Source organism: Halovivax ruber XH-70, assembly GCF_000328525.1.
GTDB classification, from domain to species: Archaea; Halobacteriota; Halobacteria; order Halobacteriales; family Natrialbaceae; genus Halovivax; species Halovivax ruber.
Genome location: NC_019964.1, coordinates 1,173,757 through 1,189,344 on the forward strand (window position 1 = coordinate 1,173,757; position 15,588 = coordinate 1,189,344).

At 64.6% G+C, this 15,588-nt stretch carries 13 protein-coding genes; 6 read left to right on the plus strand and 7 right to left on the minus strand.

From position 1 onward, the window contains the following. The first annotated feature begins 91 nt into the window (after window positions 1-91). Window positions 92-1,216, plus strand: a complete 1,125-nt coding sequence (locus HALRU_RS05515) for an Mrp/NBP35 family ATP-binding protein (RefSeq protein WP_015300413.1) — start codon at window positions 92-94, stop codon at window positions 1,214-1,216. A 145-nt stretch (window positions 1,217-1,361) separates the two neighbouring features. Here HALRU_RS05515 and HALRU_RS05520 read toward each other — a convergent pair whose 3' ends face one another. Both HALRU_RS05520 and HALRU_RS05525 read right to left on the minus strand, forming a co-directional pair. After that, window positions 1,362-2,534, minus strand: a complete 1,173-nt coding sequence (locus HALRU_RS05520) for an asparagine synthase C-terminal domain-containing protein (RefSeq protein WP_015300414.1) — start codon at window positions 2,532-2,534, stop codon at window positions 1,362-1,364. Further along, complete coding sequence (locus HALRU_RS05525) at window positions 2,531-3,217, minus strand: PHP domain-containing protein (protein ID WP_015300415.1); 687 nt, start codon at window positions 3,215-3,217, stop codon at window positions 2,531-2,533. Before HALRU_RS05525 ends, HALRU_RS05520 begins: the two co-directional genes overlap by 4 nt. Window positions 3,218-3,513: 296 nt before the next feature. On the opposite strand from HALRU_RS05525, the gene purL reads away from it, so the two are divergent. Both purL and HALRU_RS05535 read left to right on the plus strand, forming a co-directional pair. Then, the gene (gene purL / locus HALRU_RS05530; RefSeq protein ID WP_015300416.1) at window positions 3,514-5,733 is read left to right on the plus strand and encodes a phosphoribosylformylglycinamidine synthase subunit PurL; all 2,220 of its coding nucleotides are present in this window, start codon (window positions 3,514-3,516) and stop codon (window positions 5,731-5,733) included. 184 nt (window positions 5,734-5,917) lie between these two features. Beyond that, window positions 5,918-6,493, plus strand: a complete 576-nt coding sequence (locus HALRU_RS05535) for a HalX domain-containing protein (protein WP_015300417.1) — start codon at window positions 5,918-5,920, stop codon at window positions 6,491-6,493. Between the two features lie 142 nt (window positions 6,494-6,635). Here the strand turns inward: HALRU_RS05535 and HALRU_RS05540 are convergent, their stop codons facing one another. Further along, window positions 6,636-8,504, minus strand: a complete 1,869-nt coding sequence (locus HALRU_RS05540; protein WP_015300418.1) for a PAS domain-containing sensor histidine kinase — start codon at window positions 8,502-8,504, stop codon at window positions 6,636-6,638. 176 nt (window positions 8,505-8,680) lie between these two features. After that, window positions 8,681-9,211 carry a hypothetical protein gene (locus HALRU_RS05545; RefSeq protein WP_015300419.1) on the minus strand — a complete coding sequence of 177 codons (531 nt, stop codon included), beginning with the start codon at window positions 9,209-9,211 and terminating at the stop codon, window positions 8,681-8,683. Between the two features lie 149 nt (window positions 9,212-9,360). Between HALRU_RS05545 and HALRU_RS05550 the strand changes: the two genes are divergently transcribed. Further along, on the plus strand, window positions 9,361-9,927 hold the full coding sequence (locus HALRU_RS05550) for a thioredoxin family protein (protein ID WP_015300420.1): 567 nt from the start codon (window positions 9,361-9,363) through the stop codon (window positions 9,925-9,927). Between the two features lie 11 nt (window positions 9,928-9,938). Here the strand turns inward: HALRU_RS05550 and HALRU_RS05555 are convergent, their stop codons facing one another. Both HALRU_RS05555 and HALRU_RS05560 read right to left on the minus strand, forming a co-directional pair. Beyond that, a complete protein-coding gene (locus tag HALRU_RS05555) occupies window positions 9,939-10,355 on the minus strand; it encodes a hypothetical protein (RefSeq protein WP_015300421.1) in 417 nt (138 codons plus the stop codon). A 175-nt stretch (window positions 10,356-10,530) separates the two neighbouring features. Then, complete coding sequence (locus HALRU_RS05560; protein WP_015300422.1) at window positions 10,531-11,361, minus strand: NAD(+)/NADH kinase; 831 nt, start codon at window positions 11,359-11,361, stop codon at window positions 10,531-10,533. A gap of 165 nt (window positions 11,362-11,526) precedes the next feature. Between HALRU_RS05560 and HALRU_RS05565 the strand changes: the two genes are divergently transcribed. Beyond that, on the plus strand, window positions 11,527-12,600 hold the full coding sequence (locus tag HALRU_RS05565; RefSeq protein ID WP_015300423.1) for a KaiC domain-containing protein: 1,074 nt from the start codon (window positions 11,527-11,529) through the stop codon (window positions 12,598-12,600). 58 nt (window positions 12,601-12,658) lie between these two features. Here the strand turns inward: HALRU_RS05565 and HALRU_RS05570 are convergent, their stop codons facing one another. Then, window positions 12,659-13,441 (minus strand): DUF7001 family protein, encoded by a 783-nt coding sequence (locus HALRU_RS05570; RefSeq protein ID WP_015300424.1) that lies wholly within the window; start codon window positions 13,439-13,441, stop codon window positions 12,659-12,661. A 317-nt stretch (window positions 13,442-13,758) separates the two neighbouring features. Between HALRU_RS05570 and HALRU_RS05575 the strand changes: the two genes are divergently transcribed. Next, entirely contained in the window at window positions 13,759-15,567 is a 1,809-nt protein-coding gene (locus HALRU_RS05575) for a PKD domain-containing protein (protein ID WP_148680452.1), read from the plus strand. Window positions 15,568-15,588 lie beyond the last annotated feature (21 nt).

Sequence of the window (15,588 nt, forward strand, 5' to 3'; positions counted from 1 at the left end):
GCGTTCGTACACACTGCCTTCTCGCGGTTCGGATCACCCGATTAGCAAACATACAAGAGTCGTGACGGCCTAGTTCGGTCACGACGACTTTATGAGTTCACCAACCACCGAAGACGTCTACGACGCGTTAGCTACCGTCGAGGATCCCACGCTCGGCGACGACGTCGTCTCACTCGGCCTCATCAACGATATCGAGATCGACGACGAGACGGTGACCGTCTCACTCGCGCTCAACACGCCGTACGACGAGGCGGAAGCGCACGTCGGTACCGCCATCCGCGACGCGATCGAGGAGCTTGGTGCCGAACCGGATATCAGGGCGCGCGTCGGGGCGGACATCGGATTCGACGCCGAAGTGCTCCCCCGCGTGAAGAACGTCATCGCCGTCTCCTCGGGCAAAGGCGGCGTCGGCAAGACCACCGTCGCGGCCAACCTCGCTGCCGGCCTCGAAAAGCGTGGCGCGATGGTCGGACTGCTCGACGCAGACATCCACGGCCCCAACGTCCCGCGAATCCTCCCGGTCGAGAGCGAACCTGGAGTCACTCCGGACGACGAACTCGTCCCGCCTCGGTCCGACGGCGTTCGTGTCATCAGTACCGGCTTCTTGCTCGAGAACGACGACGATCCGGCCATGCTCCGTGGCCCGATGGTCAACAAGTTCATGATGAAATTCTTCGAGGGTGTCGAGTGGGGTCGCCTCGACTACCTCGTCGTCGACCTGCCGCCAGGCACCGGTGACGCCACGCTCAACCTCCTGCAGGCGATGCCCGTCACGGGGACGGTTATCGTCACGACGCCCCAGGACATGGCACTCGACGACACCCGAAAGGGGATCGAGATGTACAACGAACACGACACGCCGGTCATCGGCGTCGTCGAGAACATGAGTTCGTTCGTCTGTCCGAGTTGTGGTGACGAACACCGGTTGCTCGGTGACCGACAGGGTGTCGAACAGACGCTCTCTGATTACGAGATCCCACTCGTCGGGTCCTTCCCAATGCATCCGGACTTCGGAAAGACCGATGGTCACGGGCCGATCGTCAAAAACGACGACAGCGAGGTCCAATCGCGTGTCGACGAGACGGTCGAGTCGATCCTCGGCCGGATCGGCGAGATCAACCGACAGCGGGTGGCCGACCATCGCGGCGAGGGCGAAAACGCCGACGAAGACGCCGAGTCCAGCCCGGTAAAGAGCGAGTACGACGTGTTCGACTGATCGACGGGCCCTCACTCACCTACTCTCTTCGGCGTTCTCACTTCCTGGATTCGTTGTGCAACCTGTCTGGCCGCCTGGGTCATCGCTGAGAACGTTCTCACAGCTATAGTGGCGTGGCTGAACGTCAAAATCGCTCTCAAACAGTCTAGTTCTCACTGGTACCGTCGATCCGCGAGTCGATGTACTGTCCGACGTGGTCGTCCATCCGTCGCTTGAACCCGGCCTGCCGGGCGAGGCGGTCGAGTTCCCGTGAGACGAGGCTGCCGTACTGGAATGCCTTCTTCTCACGGGTGGCGATCGACTCGGGAAGGGACTCGTGAGCGAGCCGTCTGAGTGCCTGCTTTCTGGCGGATTCCGTGCCGTACAGGTCCGTCGGCATGGAGAGTGCTGGGCCGACGACCTCGTCTGAGAGGTACGGGACGACCGGATCGACGCCGGCGGCAGTTACCGCGAGGACGTCACGGGCCAGCTGGTCGGGGAGCGACGAGAGCAGTTCTCGGACGGCCCCGGCCACCGTGTTCGCCTCGACGCGATGGTCGAGTCGGTGTACCTTCTCGTAGCCGCCGAACAGTTCGTCTGCGCCCTGACCGAGCACGAGCGACTGGACGCCCTCGGCCGCGGCGGCGCTGGCGACGAGGTAGACGGCCGTCGCGATCGAGACGTCCATCGCGTTCGTGCGCCCGATCGCGGCTGCGACCGTGGGGACCGCCCGTTCGACGTCGTCGAGCGTGAGCTCGGTCACGTGGAGGTCGTCGGTGCGGCCGAGTGCCTCGGCCGCGGCTTCGGCCGCCTCGATGTCGTGGCTGTCGGGGAAGCCGACGACGTACAGTGGCGCGTCGACGTGTGCGGCCAGCAGTGCGGAGTCGACGCCGCCAGAGAACGCCACGCCCACGTTGTCGCCACTGTGTTGGCGCGTTCGCTGACGGATGGCGCAGTCGAGCTCCGTCAGGACCTGATCGGCGTCGGCAACAGGGTCGGGATCGGGAAGCGACCAGGTCGGTCGCCCGTCCACGGTGCCGGCCGGGACGGGGACCGGTTCCGAGAGCGAGGCTGGACGGTGACTCCAATCGGACTGTTCGACGGGGTGCTCGGACAGGTGCCACGAGCGCTCGCCCGCGTCGCTCGTGTCGTCGGACTCGACTGCACTCGACTCGACGAAGAGAGGTACCCGACCGAGCACGTCGCGGACGAGTCGCCCGTCGACGACGCCGGCAAAGCCGCCGGTTCCCGGGAGCGCCTCGCCGGTTTCGATGGCCCGTCGGACGACCTGTGACGTCCCGTGGTCGGAGCCGAACGTGAGGTCGGTCGGGCCCGTCATGGACCGAGCTGCGTGAGCATCGCGATGATTCGGCGTTTGACTGCCCCCGCAGCCTGTTGAAAGCTGATCCGCCAGGGGGTGCGCTTGCCCTCGACGGCGGTTCGGCCGTCGGCGATCGCCTGGACGATTGCCTCGGCCGAGTGTTCGTCGGCGTCGACGTGCGTGACCGCCTGGCCGACCATCTCGCTGATGTGGGCGTCGCTCCCGGCTGTCATCGGGAGGCCGCGTTCGATAGCGAAGCGCTCGGCCTGTCGGTTCGCCCGACCGGTGAGCAGTCGCGAGTTGTACACTTCGATCGCGTCGGCCGCGGCGAGTTCGTCGCGCGTGATCCTGGCCATGACGCCGTGGCGCGACTCCTGATAGGGGTGCGGAACGATGGCGATCCCGCCGCGGTCGTGGATGCGGTCGAGCGTCTCGCCGAACGAGAGTCCGGGTGGCACGGCGCGCTCGATGCCGATGCCGAGGACGTGGCCCGCTTTGCTCGAAATCTCGATGCCGGGGATGGCGACGAGCCCGTACTCCGGCGCGAGCTCGACGGCTTCGAGGCTGGCGTCGATCTCGTCGTGGTCCGTGATCGCAATGGCGTCGAGGCCGATCGCTGCGGCCTGCTCGAGAATGAGTTCCACCGGATCGCGACCGTCGTACGAGCGCGACGAGTGGGTGTGAAGCTCGACCGTCTGCACACCAGCCCTTTCGAGCGGGTGAAGAAAAGTACCCCGATCCACCCGCCACGCCGTCGGCGAGGGAGAGTCCACTGTGCCGGCAGCTCTCGCCGAATATCGGGCGCCCGAGGCCGCAGTTCGTGACTCTCAGTACGCCTGTGGTCTCTCGAGAACGGTGCCCCGTACGCCCGTGATCTGTGAACGGTTCCCCGTACGCCGGTGATCTGAGAACGGTGCCAGTTTCGAGCGTCGCGGTGATTTGATTGTCGACCGGCGTTTAGAAACCCCTTTACTCCGTCACTCGCACCACTCGGGTAATGAGTCTTCCCGAGTCCGATCGCGAACTCATCGTCGACGCGCTTGGGCGCGAGCCCACGGCGGCGGAGTCCGCGCTGTTCGAAAACCTCTGGAGCGAACACTGTGCGTACCGCTCGTCCCGGCCACTGTTGTCCGCGTTCGAGAGCGAGGGCGAGTCGGTCGTGGTCGGCCCGGGAGACGACGCGGCGGTCGTCGAGGTGCCGACGGCCGACGAGAGTGACGATCTGTACCTCACGCTGGGGATCGAGAGCCACAATCACCCCTCGTACGTCGACCCGTTCGACGGTGCGGCGACCGGGGTCGGTGGCATCGTTCGGGACACGCTCTCGATGGGCGCCTATCCCATCGCACTCGCCGACAGCCTCTACTTCGGCTCGTTCGAGGACGAACACTCGAAGTACCTCATGGATGGCGTCGTCGAGGGCATCAGTCACTACGGCAACTGCATCGGCGTCCCGACGGTCACCGGCAGCGCCGACTTCCACGCCGACTACGAGGGTAACCCGCTCGTCAACGTCGCCTGTGTCGGCCGCCTCCCGCCGGAAAACCTGATCACGGCTGTGGCACAGGAGCCGGGTAACAAGCTCGTGCTCGTCGGCAACGCGACCGGGCGCGACGGACTCGGGGGCGCCAGTTTCGCGAGCGAGGATCTGGACGAGGACGCAGAGACCGAAGATCGCCCGGCCGTCCAGGTCGGCGACCCCTACGCCGAAAAGCTCCTCATCGAGGCGAACGAGGTCCTCGTCGACGAGGACCTCGTCGAATCCGCCCGCGACCTGGGTGCGGCGGGCCTCGGCGGCGCCTCCAGTGAACTCGTCGCGAAGGGTGGACTCGGTGCAGCGATCGACCTGGATCGCGTCCACCAGCGCGAACCCAACATGTCGCCGCTCGAGATCCTCCTGGCCGAATCTCAGGAGCGGATGTGCTACGAGGTCCGCCCCGAACACGTCGACCGGGTAGCCGAGGTCGCCGACCGGTTCGATCTGGGCTGTTCGGTCATCGGCGAGGTGACCGAGGGGAACTACGTCTGTACGTACACCGACGACGCAGGCGAGCGAGAGATCGTCGTGGACGTCGACGCGGAGTTCCTGGGCGAGGGCGCCCCGATGAACGATCTCGAGTCGGTCACGCCGGAGACGCCATCCACCACGTTGCCAGATCCAGCTCCGGCCCTCTCCGAGGCGTTCGAGGCCGTCGTCGCGAGCCCCAACACCGCGTCGAAGCGGTGGATCTATCGCCAGTACGATCACGAAGTCGGCGTTCGAACGAGTCTGGGTCCCGGCGACGACGCGGCGGTCCTCGCGCTCCCCGAGGTCAGCCCGCCCGGGGTGGACGCGGCGGGCGACGTCGCTGACGAGCCGGTGGGCCTCGCCATCTCCGCCGGTGCCGCGCCACACTGGACGGCGTCGGACCCGGTGGCCGGCGCGAAAGCCGTCGCCCTGGAGAACGCGACGAACCTCGCAGCGAAGGGGGCGACCCCGATCGCGGCTGTCGACTGTCTGAACGGTGGAAACCCGGAGAAACCCGACGTCTACGGCGGCTTCTCCGGTATCGTCGACGGGCTGGCCTCGATGTGTGAGACGCTCTCGGTGCCGGTCGTCGGCGGGAACGTCTCCCTCTACAACGATTCGGTGAGTGGTCCGATCCCGCCGACGCCGACGCTCGCGATGATCGGCTCACGCCCGGGCGTCGACGTGCCGACGGCGTCGGTCGACACCGAGGGCGAACTCCTGTTGATCGATGCGGACGACTCCGGGCCAGCCGAGTCACTCGGCGGCTCCGAATACCTGGCGCAGTTCGGTGGAACGGCTCCCGGCCCGGATCTGCCCACGGATCCGAGCGCGCGCCTCGACGCCATTACGGCGGTCGCCCGAGAGCCGACCACGCGTGCCGTTCACGATATCAGTCAGGGTGGCCTGGCGGTGGCGCTTGCAGAACTGTGTACGCCTCATGTGGGACTGTCAGTCTCGCTGCCGGAGCCAACGACGGACGCGGGTGCCGCCGGCGTCCTGTTCGCCGAGGGGCCGGGTCGCGTTCTGGTACAGACGACAGATCCGACCGCGGTCCGCAAGATCGTCGGTGACGCCGGACGTGTCCGGTCGCTCGGACACCCGACCGACGACGGGACCCTCTCGATCACGGTCGACGACACGTCGTTCGAGTACACGATGGCCGAGATTCGGTCGCTACGGTCCACGATTGTCGACGCACTCGAGTAGCACTCGCGCCAGTTCCTCCGGTGGGCCGACAGTCGTCCGGAGGACCTCCAGTGGGCCAACAGTCGTCCGGCGGACCTCTCGTCTGTTACGGCGTGTCACGATCGAACGCCCCACAGCCGGCTGTTGCCCGATATCTTCTTGGTGGTTCGACGTGACGTCTCTGCTATCTGTGGGGAACACGGACATGCCACGTAATCCGCACGTACTGGTCGTCGAAGACGAGCCGGACCTCGCGGATCTGTACGGCGCCTGGCTCGACGACGACTACTCCGTCGAGACGGTCTACGACGGCGCCGACGGACTCGAGGCGATCGACGAATCGGTCGACGTCGTCTTGCTCGACCGACGGATGCCAGGGCTCTCCGGTGATACGGTTCTCGACACGATCAGAGAGCGCTCGCTCGATTGCCGGGTTGCGATGGTCACCGCCGTCGAACCCGACTTCGACATCATCGAGATGGGGTTCGACGATTACCTCGTCAAACCAGTCTCAAGCGGCGATCTGACGTCGGTCGTCGACCAACTCCTGCTTCGGTCGACCTACGACGATCAGTTACAGGAGTACTTCTCGCTCGCGGCGAAGAAAGCGTTACTCGACGCTCAGAAGACCGAGGCCGAACGGTCGGCGAGTCAGGAGTACGACCAGTTGACCGACGAACTCGCAGTCGTTCGGACGAAAGTCGACGATACGATGGAAGCGCTGTTCGATCAGGACGTCTACCACCGCCTCTGCCAGGATATTTCACGAAACGCGACCTGAAGGTCGCCCCTGACCACCGCTGTCGGCTTTCTTCTCACACCCAGTTGCTGGGGTATCAGTCTGTTCGGGCTCGGCTCCACTCCTCCCGAGGTCCGGCGAACGCTGCGTCGAGAGGTCGGTGTCGGAAGCTCAGTTTACGTGTCTAGGCCGGATCGAGCGTCGTCACGTCGCGGACCTCGAACCGGGTGCCGCCGTTCTCCCCAACGCCGATCGAGACCGACCAGTCGTGGGCCTCGGCGATGGCCTGTGCGACCGCCAGTCCGAGTCCGTCGCTGGTCTCGTCGCCGTCGATCGAGAAGTCCGGGAGTCCGTCGGTGGCCGTCGGTGGGTTCTTCGAGGCGTCGTCGAGAATGTAGAATCCGCGGGGCCCGTCGGTTCGCGTCTCGACGCCGACCGTGCCGATCTGTATCGTGACGTCCCCGCTCGACCGGGCGGCGGCGTCGTCGAACACCGTTTCTAGCAGGTACCTGAACCGGTCCGGATCCGCACGGAGCGTCGCACCGTCGTCGATGACGATCGCCGCACTCTCGAGTCGTGACTGCTCGACGGCGTCCTCGATCGCCGATTCCAGGTCGACCGGGGCGCGCCGGCCCACGGACGTCGTGTTTCGGGCGTACTCGCGGATGTCGTCGACGAGGCGCTCGGTCCGATCGAGGGTGACGGCGACGTCGTCCTCGGCGAAGGGAAACTCCCAGTCCGACTGGGTGGCCCCGCCCGAGTCCAGTGCGTCGCCTACGGCCGTGAGTTGCTCCTTCAGGTCCTCCGAGAGCACCGTGGCGACGGCTTCGAGCCGTTCGGACTGTCGCTCGAGGCGCTCGGTTCGGTCGCGGAGCGTCCGTTCGCGATCGGATCGGTCGAGGGCCGCGCTCGTGTTCTCGGTGAGCGTCGAGAGCAACTGGAGGTCGGTTTCGTCGAATCGATTCGCTTCGAGCGAGCCCGTCATCAACACGCCGTGGGTCCCGATCGGTGCGATAATCTCGCTTTCGAGCGGCGTGTCCGGGTTGTAGAGTCCCGATACCTGTTGTAGATCGTCGAAGAGGGCCGGTTCACCCGATTCGAAGATGTCCCAGACGAGTCCCTCGCCGGGGTAGAACGTCGGCAACCCGCCGAACTGCTCGTGCGCACCAGCCGTGCCCGCGATCGGATCCAGATACCCCTGCTCGTCGTCGAGCAACCAGACGCCGCTGATCGGCAAGTCGAGCAGGTCGCTCCCCGCGTGAACGGCGATCGCACAGATCTCTTCCGGATCGGTCGCCTCTAACAGCCACCGGGTGAGCTCGTGCAGCGAGTGGACGAGTTGTTCGTAGTCGTGCTGATCCGTGACGTCGCGAAAGACGAGCGCGAGGCTCGCAGCTGCCGTGTCGACGGTCGCGATCCTGACCTCACAGCGGCGATCGAGACCGGCTCCCGATCGATACGGGATCTCGAGCGTTCGCCGGCCGGCAATGCCGGTCGAAACTTCGTCTATCGCGCGTCCGATGCGGACGACGTGGTCGTCGGGAATCGACGCCAGGTCGGTTAGTCGTTCGAGATGGTTGTCGACGATGACGTCGGTGTCGACGTCGAGCGTGTTCGTCACCGCGTCGTTGACGGAGACAGCACGGTAGTTCTCGTCGAGCAGGACGACGCCGTCGTCCATCGCCTCGACGGCGGCGGCCTTCTGGGCGAGCTCGTTCGTTCGACGCTTCCTCGCGGTCACGTCGATCATGTAAACCGAGAGCCCATCCGGCGTGGGGTACGCGCGTGTCTCGAACCAGACGTCGCTCCCGTCGTGGTACCACTCGGAGACGGCCCGACTCTCCGTCTGTCGGGCTTCGTACAGCGTTTCAGCGACGGACTCGTCGATCGACTGGGGGAAGACGTCCCAGCACACTCTGCCGACGAGTTCGTCCCGCGATCCCTCGAACAGCCACTCGGTCGATCGGTTGAGATAGGTCAGACACCAGTCGCTGTCGACGGCGAAGAAGAGGTCCGTTACTCGATCCAGGATCGGGCCGGTTCGGTCACCCACTGTCTGCCCCCTCCGCCCGATTTCGACGCCGGATCGGGCCCCACGTCCCACGACGGAAACTCTGGCTCATCGGCTCGGTATCGTGATATTCGCCCGGAGCTATTTGAGTGTCGTGGCCAGTCGATCCGACGCGCGTCGACGGGGCAAGTCGTGTCACGCCCGATGGGTTCGCCCGCTCACCGATACTGCTTGAAGAGAATCGCCCGGACGTCGTCTTTCGTCTGCGCACTCTTCGTCCCGCCGTCCGGGAGGTCGACCTGGTATCGGTAATCTCCCGAGGAGGATTCGTCCCACTTGTCGTCGTGGGTATCGAGCAGGTTCATCATCTCGTTTAACATGTCGTCATCGTCGGCCGCGTCGGTTCCACTGGTGTCGTCCGATTCACTGGAGCTGTTGTCACCCTCGTCGTCGCTGTCGTCGTCTGTTGCAGCGCGGTCCGTATCCGCGTCGTCGGATGGCGAATCGGCATCGTCCGTGTCGGCTTCGTCAGCCAGGTCCTCGTCGTAGTGTAGTTCGTCACCGCCGGGGAGTGCGTCGGTGTCGAACGTATCCGAGAGGTCGAGATCGTCGTCGATGTTGTCGATGAGAAACTGCACTGCATCACAGTCTCGACAGGTCCCGTAGCGCCCGACCACCTGTTCCTGTAACTCCGACCGGAGTTGCTCGATGTAGGCGTACTGACTGTCCGTCACTTCGATCGTGTGCATAGCCGACCGAAGACACGGGAGCTACATAATAGTTCGATTCAGCGATGGCTCGACGCGAGCGATTCGGAGCAGTTTGCGGGCGAACGTCTGTTCGGGGTCGGTGGTTCTCCGACCGTCGGTTCTATAGAACGCGAGGCGAATGGAGTACCATGGTCGAGATGGAATCGTCGCCCGAACTCGAGGCGGGCGATACGATCCCCTGGTTCGAACTGCCCGGAACGGACGGCGAGACGTACACGCCGGATTCGTTCGCGGATGCACGAGCGCTCGTCGTCGTCTTCACGTGTAACCACTGCCCGTACGCGAAAGCGAAGTTCGAGCTGTTGAACGAGCTTTCGGCGGAGTACGACGACGCGGCGATCGTCGGTATCAATCCGAACGACGCGGCTGCCTATCCGGACGACTCTCACGAACGCATGGTCGAACTCGTCGAGGCGGGAACGATCGACTGGGACGCGTACCTGAGAGACGAGCCCCAGTCGGTGGCCGCGTCGTTCGGTGCGGTCTGTACGCCCGACCCGTTCCTGTTCGCGCGTCGCGACGACGAGTGGCGGCTAGTGTACCAGGGTCGACTCGACGACGCCCTCGACCCCGACGCGACGCCAGAGCGGTACCACAGTCGCGAGGCGATCGAAGCGATTCTCGCAGACGACCCGATCGATCTCGAGTGGCGCCCCTCTCGCGGGTGTTCGATAAAGTGGAAAGACGAGGCCTAACGCCGGTCAGTCTACAGGTCTCCCTCGACGACAGACTCCGTCCCGAGCGTGTGATGGGCGGCCCCGTACTCCCGGAATCCGAGATACAGCGACGTCACCGCAGCGAGTAGTGAGACCGTCCACAGAACGGTCCGTTCGCCGCCAACGAATCGAGCCACGTCTGCGCCCGCGGGAACGAATACGAGTCCTGCGACGACGAGGACGAGGCCCCACAGCCCGAGTCCGGTTCCGGCGTGTGTCCGACGCCCGACGCGCCGTGCCCACAGTCCGGTGAGGCCTCCGCCAAGCACGGCCAGTCCCGTCCCAGCGACGAGGTGGCCGAGTGACGCTGGGTCGGTCGAGACGAGGCTGCCCGCGTGAAAGCAGATCGCTGCGCCGCCCAGCGCGATCCAGGGCCGCTGCGTCGCGTGTCGCGGATCGATTCGCACGATTGTGCGGTGAGGGGGTCCGGCCGGTGAAAAACCTGTTGGCTTCTTCGGGTGTGCCTGTTCACCGGACGGGCTGTCCGTGTCTGTGTCTGTATCGGTCTCTGTATGTCTGTCTGTAAGTGTCTGTATGCGTACGAGCGTATCCGCGGAGACGGAGTCGGCGCCGTCGGTCGCGCTAGCGGAGTGTCTCCACGGCGTCGGCGAGCGACGTGCGCGTATCGACGAGTTTTGCTGGCTCGCCCGCTCGTTCGAGCGTGACAGTCGTCGGCAGGTCGAGTTCTCGCCGATCGGTTCCATCCGCGATCACGAGTGCCGTCTCGGGGCCGTCTATGCTGACGGTGATCGTGGCCTCGTCCCTGACGACGATGGCCGGGGTACGGCGTCGGTCGCTCATCGGCGTGAGGCAGATTGCATCGACGACCGGGTCGACGATCGGCCCGCCGTCGCTCAGGTTGTAGGCGGTCGATCCGGTCGGTGTCGCGACGATGACTCCCTCGGCGGTCGTCTCCGTACACGTGGCCCCGTCGACGTCGACGGCCAGTTCGACCCCTCCCGCTGGGCCGCGTCGCGGACCCTGCAGGAGGACCTCGTTCAGTGCCGGGCCGAGCGCCCAGCCCTCGCCACGCGCGACGAGTCGACTTCGGGTCGTCGGTTCGAGTGTGCCGCGCCGACACTGGCGAACCAGGCGCTGGATCGTCGATCGCGCGTCGATCGGTTCGACGGCTGCGAGGTGACCGACGGCTCCGAAGTCGACGCCGACGACGGGCGTCGAGCCCACGGCGCCGACGACGTGGAGGACCGTGCCGTCACCGCCGAGGCAGACCACGAGGTCGCACTCGTCGAGTTGCTCGATCGGTCGACCCGATCGGTCGATCGCCGCCGCCGTCCGCTCGTCGAACGAGACGACCGCCTCCCCGTCGATGTCGCTCGCGAGATCGACAGCGAGGGCGTGGGCACGCTCCGAATCTGGTCTGGCGACGATGCCGACGGCGACCGGCGGTGTCATACCCGTCGACTCTCCCGGAACGGCCAAAAAGCCGGGTGCCTCGAGGCAGCGGCAACAACGTATAACTTCGTCGGCCCCTTCGGATGGCGTGAACGACCCCCGATCGCCCCTGGCCTCGATTCGTTCGAGTGCCGGTGACGCACTGCCGATCGCCCTGCTAGCACGATGACCGAGGAGGAACTCGACGACGACTGGTTCGAACGCGCGCTCGAAGAGCGGGATGCGTCGGCAGCATCGGACGCTGCGGACGCACCGAGTGACGAGTCGGCGGGCACCGACCCGACAGTTGACGAGGCGAAAGCGGAGGGCGGTGTCGATGAATCGGCCGACTCCGCGGTCTCCCAGTCCGACTCCGCAGTCTCCCAGCCCGACTCCGCTGGGTCCTCGTCCGACTCGCTCTTCGATCAGGGGTTCGGAGATGCGCTCGAAGACGTTCCCACTCCCGACGTCGGGGCCGGCGACGGCGGCCCCGCCGGTTTTACGGACGTCGACTTCGACCTCGGTCCAGAGGAACCGGATTTCGACGAGGAGGTCGACTCGGCGCTCCCACGGCTCGAACTCGGAATCGACGGCCTCGATCGGATGATTCAGGGCGGGATTCCCGAGCGGTCGCTGATGGTCGCGATCGGCAGCGCCGGGACGGGGAAAACGACGCTCGGGTTACAGTTCCTGAATCATGGGCTCGAAAACGGCGAACGTGCCGTCTACATCACGCTCGAAGAGACCCGTGAGCGCGTCATAAACAGCGCGACCGAGAAGGGCTGGCGATTCGACGAGTTCGCCGATCGCGGCGACCTCGCCGTCGTCGACGTCGATCCGATCGAGATGGCAACCCACCTCGAAGCGATTCAGGACGAACTCCCGTCGCTGATCGAGGACTTTGGCGCGAGTCGCCTCGTACTCGACTCGGTCTCGTTGCTCGAGATGATGTACGACGAAAAGGCGAAGCGCCGCAACGAAATCTACGAGTTCACCGCCAGCCTCAAAGACGCAGGCGTGACGGCGTTGCTCACCAGTGAAGCGGCACAGAACACGGCGTACGCCTCCCGACACGGCATCGTCGAGTACCTCACCGACGCGGTCTTCGTCCTCCAGTACGTCCGCCCGGACGACTTCAGGGAGACGCGGCTGGCCGTCGAAATACAGAAGATTCGTGACGCCAATCACTCACGGGAGAAAAAGCCCTACGAGATTACGAACGCCGGCATCTCCGTCCACCAGCAGGCGAACCTCTTCTGAGTCCTCGGCCTGCTGCTGACCGATCTGTGAGCGCTGGCGGTGGTGTGTTCGCCGTCGCTCACCGATAGCGCGCAGCGTGTTCCGAACAGAATTGCGTTCCCTGTAGCTGTGCGGTGACGAGTTCCTCGTGTTGGTGGGCGTTGTAGAGTCGACAGCCATCGTCGTCACAGAACGCCGACCCAGTTTCGAGGTAGTGGAGCGCTTGCAGGACGTACCCTTTGAGAGCGTCCGTCGTCCGCGGGTCGTTTTCGACCAGAAAGTCACCCTCAACCTGATTCTCGAGGACTTCTCGGGGTGGCGCGTCGCCGGCGAGCATAGCGTGTTTTTGCTTGGCTTTGTAGTAGGCTTCGGGCTTGGCCGGCGCTTCGTACAGTCCCGGCACCGAAATTAGGGCGGGCTGGCCGAGTACGTTCACGCGTTTGTGCCAGCGACCGTCGTGGCGTCCCCACGTCCCCAGCGCGCGATCGAGCACGATTACGTGCGCCGTCGAGAGGTCGGTCTCCTCGGTGGGGAGTGCAGCGTTCAGGGCTCGCTGGATCTTCTCGCCGTCGTAGAGCACGCCGCCTTCGCGTTCGGGTTCCTCGAGTGCCCGCTCCTCGTATCTGACGGTCCCCACCATCGTATTGCCTGTCTCTCTGTCGTACGGTGAACGGACGCGAGCAGCGGCGAATCGTTCGGCGAGGGCTGGCGTTCGGTGGGTCTCGAGAAACCGCGTTTCGACGGTGACCTCCGGTGTCCGGTCGTCGCTCGTGCTGGCGAGTCGTTCTGTGACCCAGTCGGCAATCTCGTCGACGTCGGCGACGGTCGACGGAGCCCGGTAGAGCCGGACGCGTTCGAGCATACCGACCGTTCGTGAACTGTCATCGAAACCGTTGCGATTTATAGACAGGATATGGTCGGTGCCATCCCGGCGTTGGTGGGTCGTCCACCGTGATCACCGCTGGTGCCTTCACGAGAGTCTGATTCTCGGCTCGGTCGTTCTGCCCCGTCGAAACCCTTCACGCATTCGAGACCGCAAGACGCAGCCACCGATGTCTCTATTGGAACTCTCTATTGGTTACTATATTTGTATATTTGTGTTTAAAATAGATTAATGACTGTCTATGAAATAACGTGGGATGCATGTCTTATGAAGGCTGTTCACCGAACAGACGAACCGTGCTACGAACCGCTGGGAGCCTGGCTGGCGCCGGGGTGATCGGATCGACGGGCACACTCGCCGACCGTGGTGGCGCAACTACAACCGACGCCGACGCGGCGGCCGACCCGATCGGGTACGTCGACATCCCCGGGACGGTCGCCGAAGGTGTCGTCGGCGATAGCGGTGACGTTGCGTACGTCGCTATCGATCAGGGATTCGTCAGCGTGGACATCTCGGATCCACAAAACCCGACAGAGATCGCACGCCGGACAGATACCGGTATGAGCGAAATTCTCGACGTCAAGGAGGCGGGTGACCGCCTTATCGCCGTCGGGCCTGGCAACGTGGGCAGTCCGAGCGGGATGGGCTACTACGACGTGTCTGACCCCGCGAACCCCGAACTGATCGAGTGGTACGAGACCAGCTATACGATCCACAACTCCTTCCTGACCGAGGATATCGCGTTCCTCATCAACAACGGAACGGCAGATATCCACCTCATCGACGTCTCGACGGATAGCCCGTCGGAGATCACCAGCTGGGGAATTCAGGCGTCGATCCTCCACGACATCTGGTATCAGGACGATATCCTCTACATGTCGTACTGGGACGACGGGACGGTGATGCTAGACGTCTCGTCTCCCTCGAGCCCGTCGATGATCGGGAAGGTACGTGACGGCAGCTCCCGCTCACCGAACAACGACCACTACGTCACGCTCAACGACGACGCGACGATTCTCGCGATCGGTAAAGAACAGTTGAACTACAACCCACTCGGTGTCGAACTCTGGGACGTCTCCGACAAGACTGACACGCAGTTCCTGGCGGAGATCGAACCGCCATCGGTCGGAAACGAGCGAACATCGCACAACCTCGACATCCAGAACGGACACATGTACACGTCGTTCTACGACGCGGGCGTGTACGTCCACGACATCAGCGACCCGTCGTCGCCGGAGGAGGTCTACTCCTGGCGCGGTGACGGTGCTTCCTTCTGGACCGCGGAAGTCGCCGTTCCCGGCGAGTTCTTCATCGGTACCGACGAGGCTGTCTCGGGCGGGAACGGCCGACTGTACACGTTCCCCGATCCAGCGGACGGCGGTGGAAACGAATCGCCGAGTGCCGATTTCGACGTCTCACCCTCGGCGCCCGCCGTCGGCGAAACCGTCTCGTTCGACGGGAGCGCGTCGACCGATCCGGACGGGTCGATCACCGGATACGAGTGGAACCTCGGCGATGGCACGACGATGTCCGGTGAAACTGTCGAACACAGCTACGACACCGCAGGCGAGTATACGGTCGAACTCACGGTCACCGACGACAGTGGCAGTTCGGACTCGACGGCTGACACTGTCACCGTCGGCGATGCCGGTGGCGGTGAGTGTGTCGACGCCTCGAACTGGCCGGCCGGCAGCGGCTACAGTGGCTACGAGTACATCGAGGAAATCGACGTCGACGGTCAGGTCGTCGAATCCTCCGACACCGACGGCTACTACGATTTCACCTGTCCGGACGTGGTGACCGTCCAGTCGGGCGGCTCGTTCGAACTCACCCTGGCGTGGAACGACAACGGCTACGACGGCCACTACGCCAACGTCTACGTCGACTGGGAGCAGAACCAGGACTTCTCGAGTGCCGAGGAGACGGTCATCTTCGAGAACGTCGACGACGACAGTAGCGCCGCGACGGCGACGGTGTCCGTTCCCGACGATGCACCGACGGGCTCGACGCTCGCTCGGATCCGTTTGAGTTTCAATGGCTTCAACGGACCGACCGCGACCGGCGAGTACGGCGAAGTCAACGACGTCACGATCGTCGTCGAGTGATCCCGTCGACGCCGGGGTGAG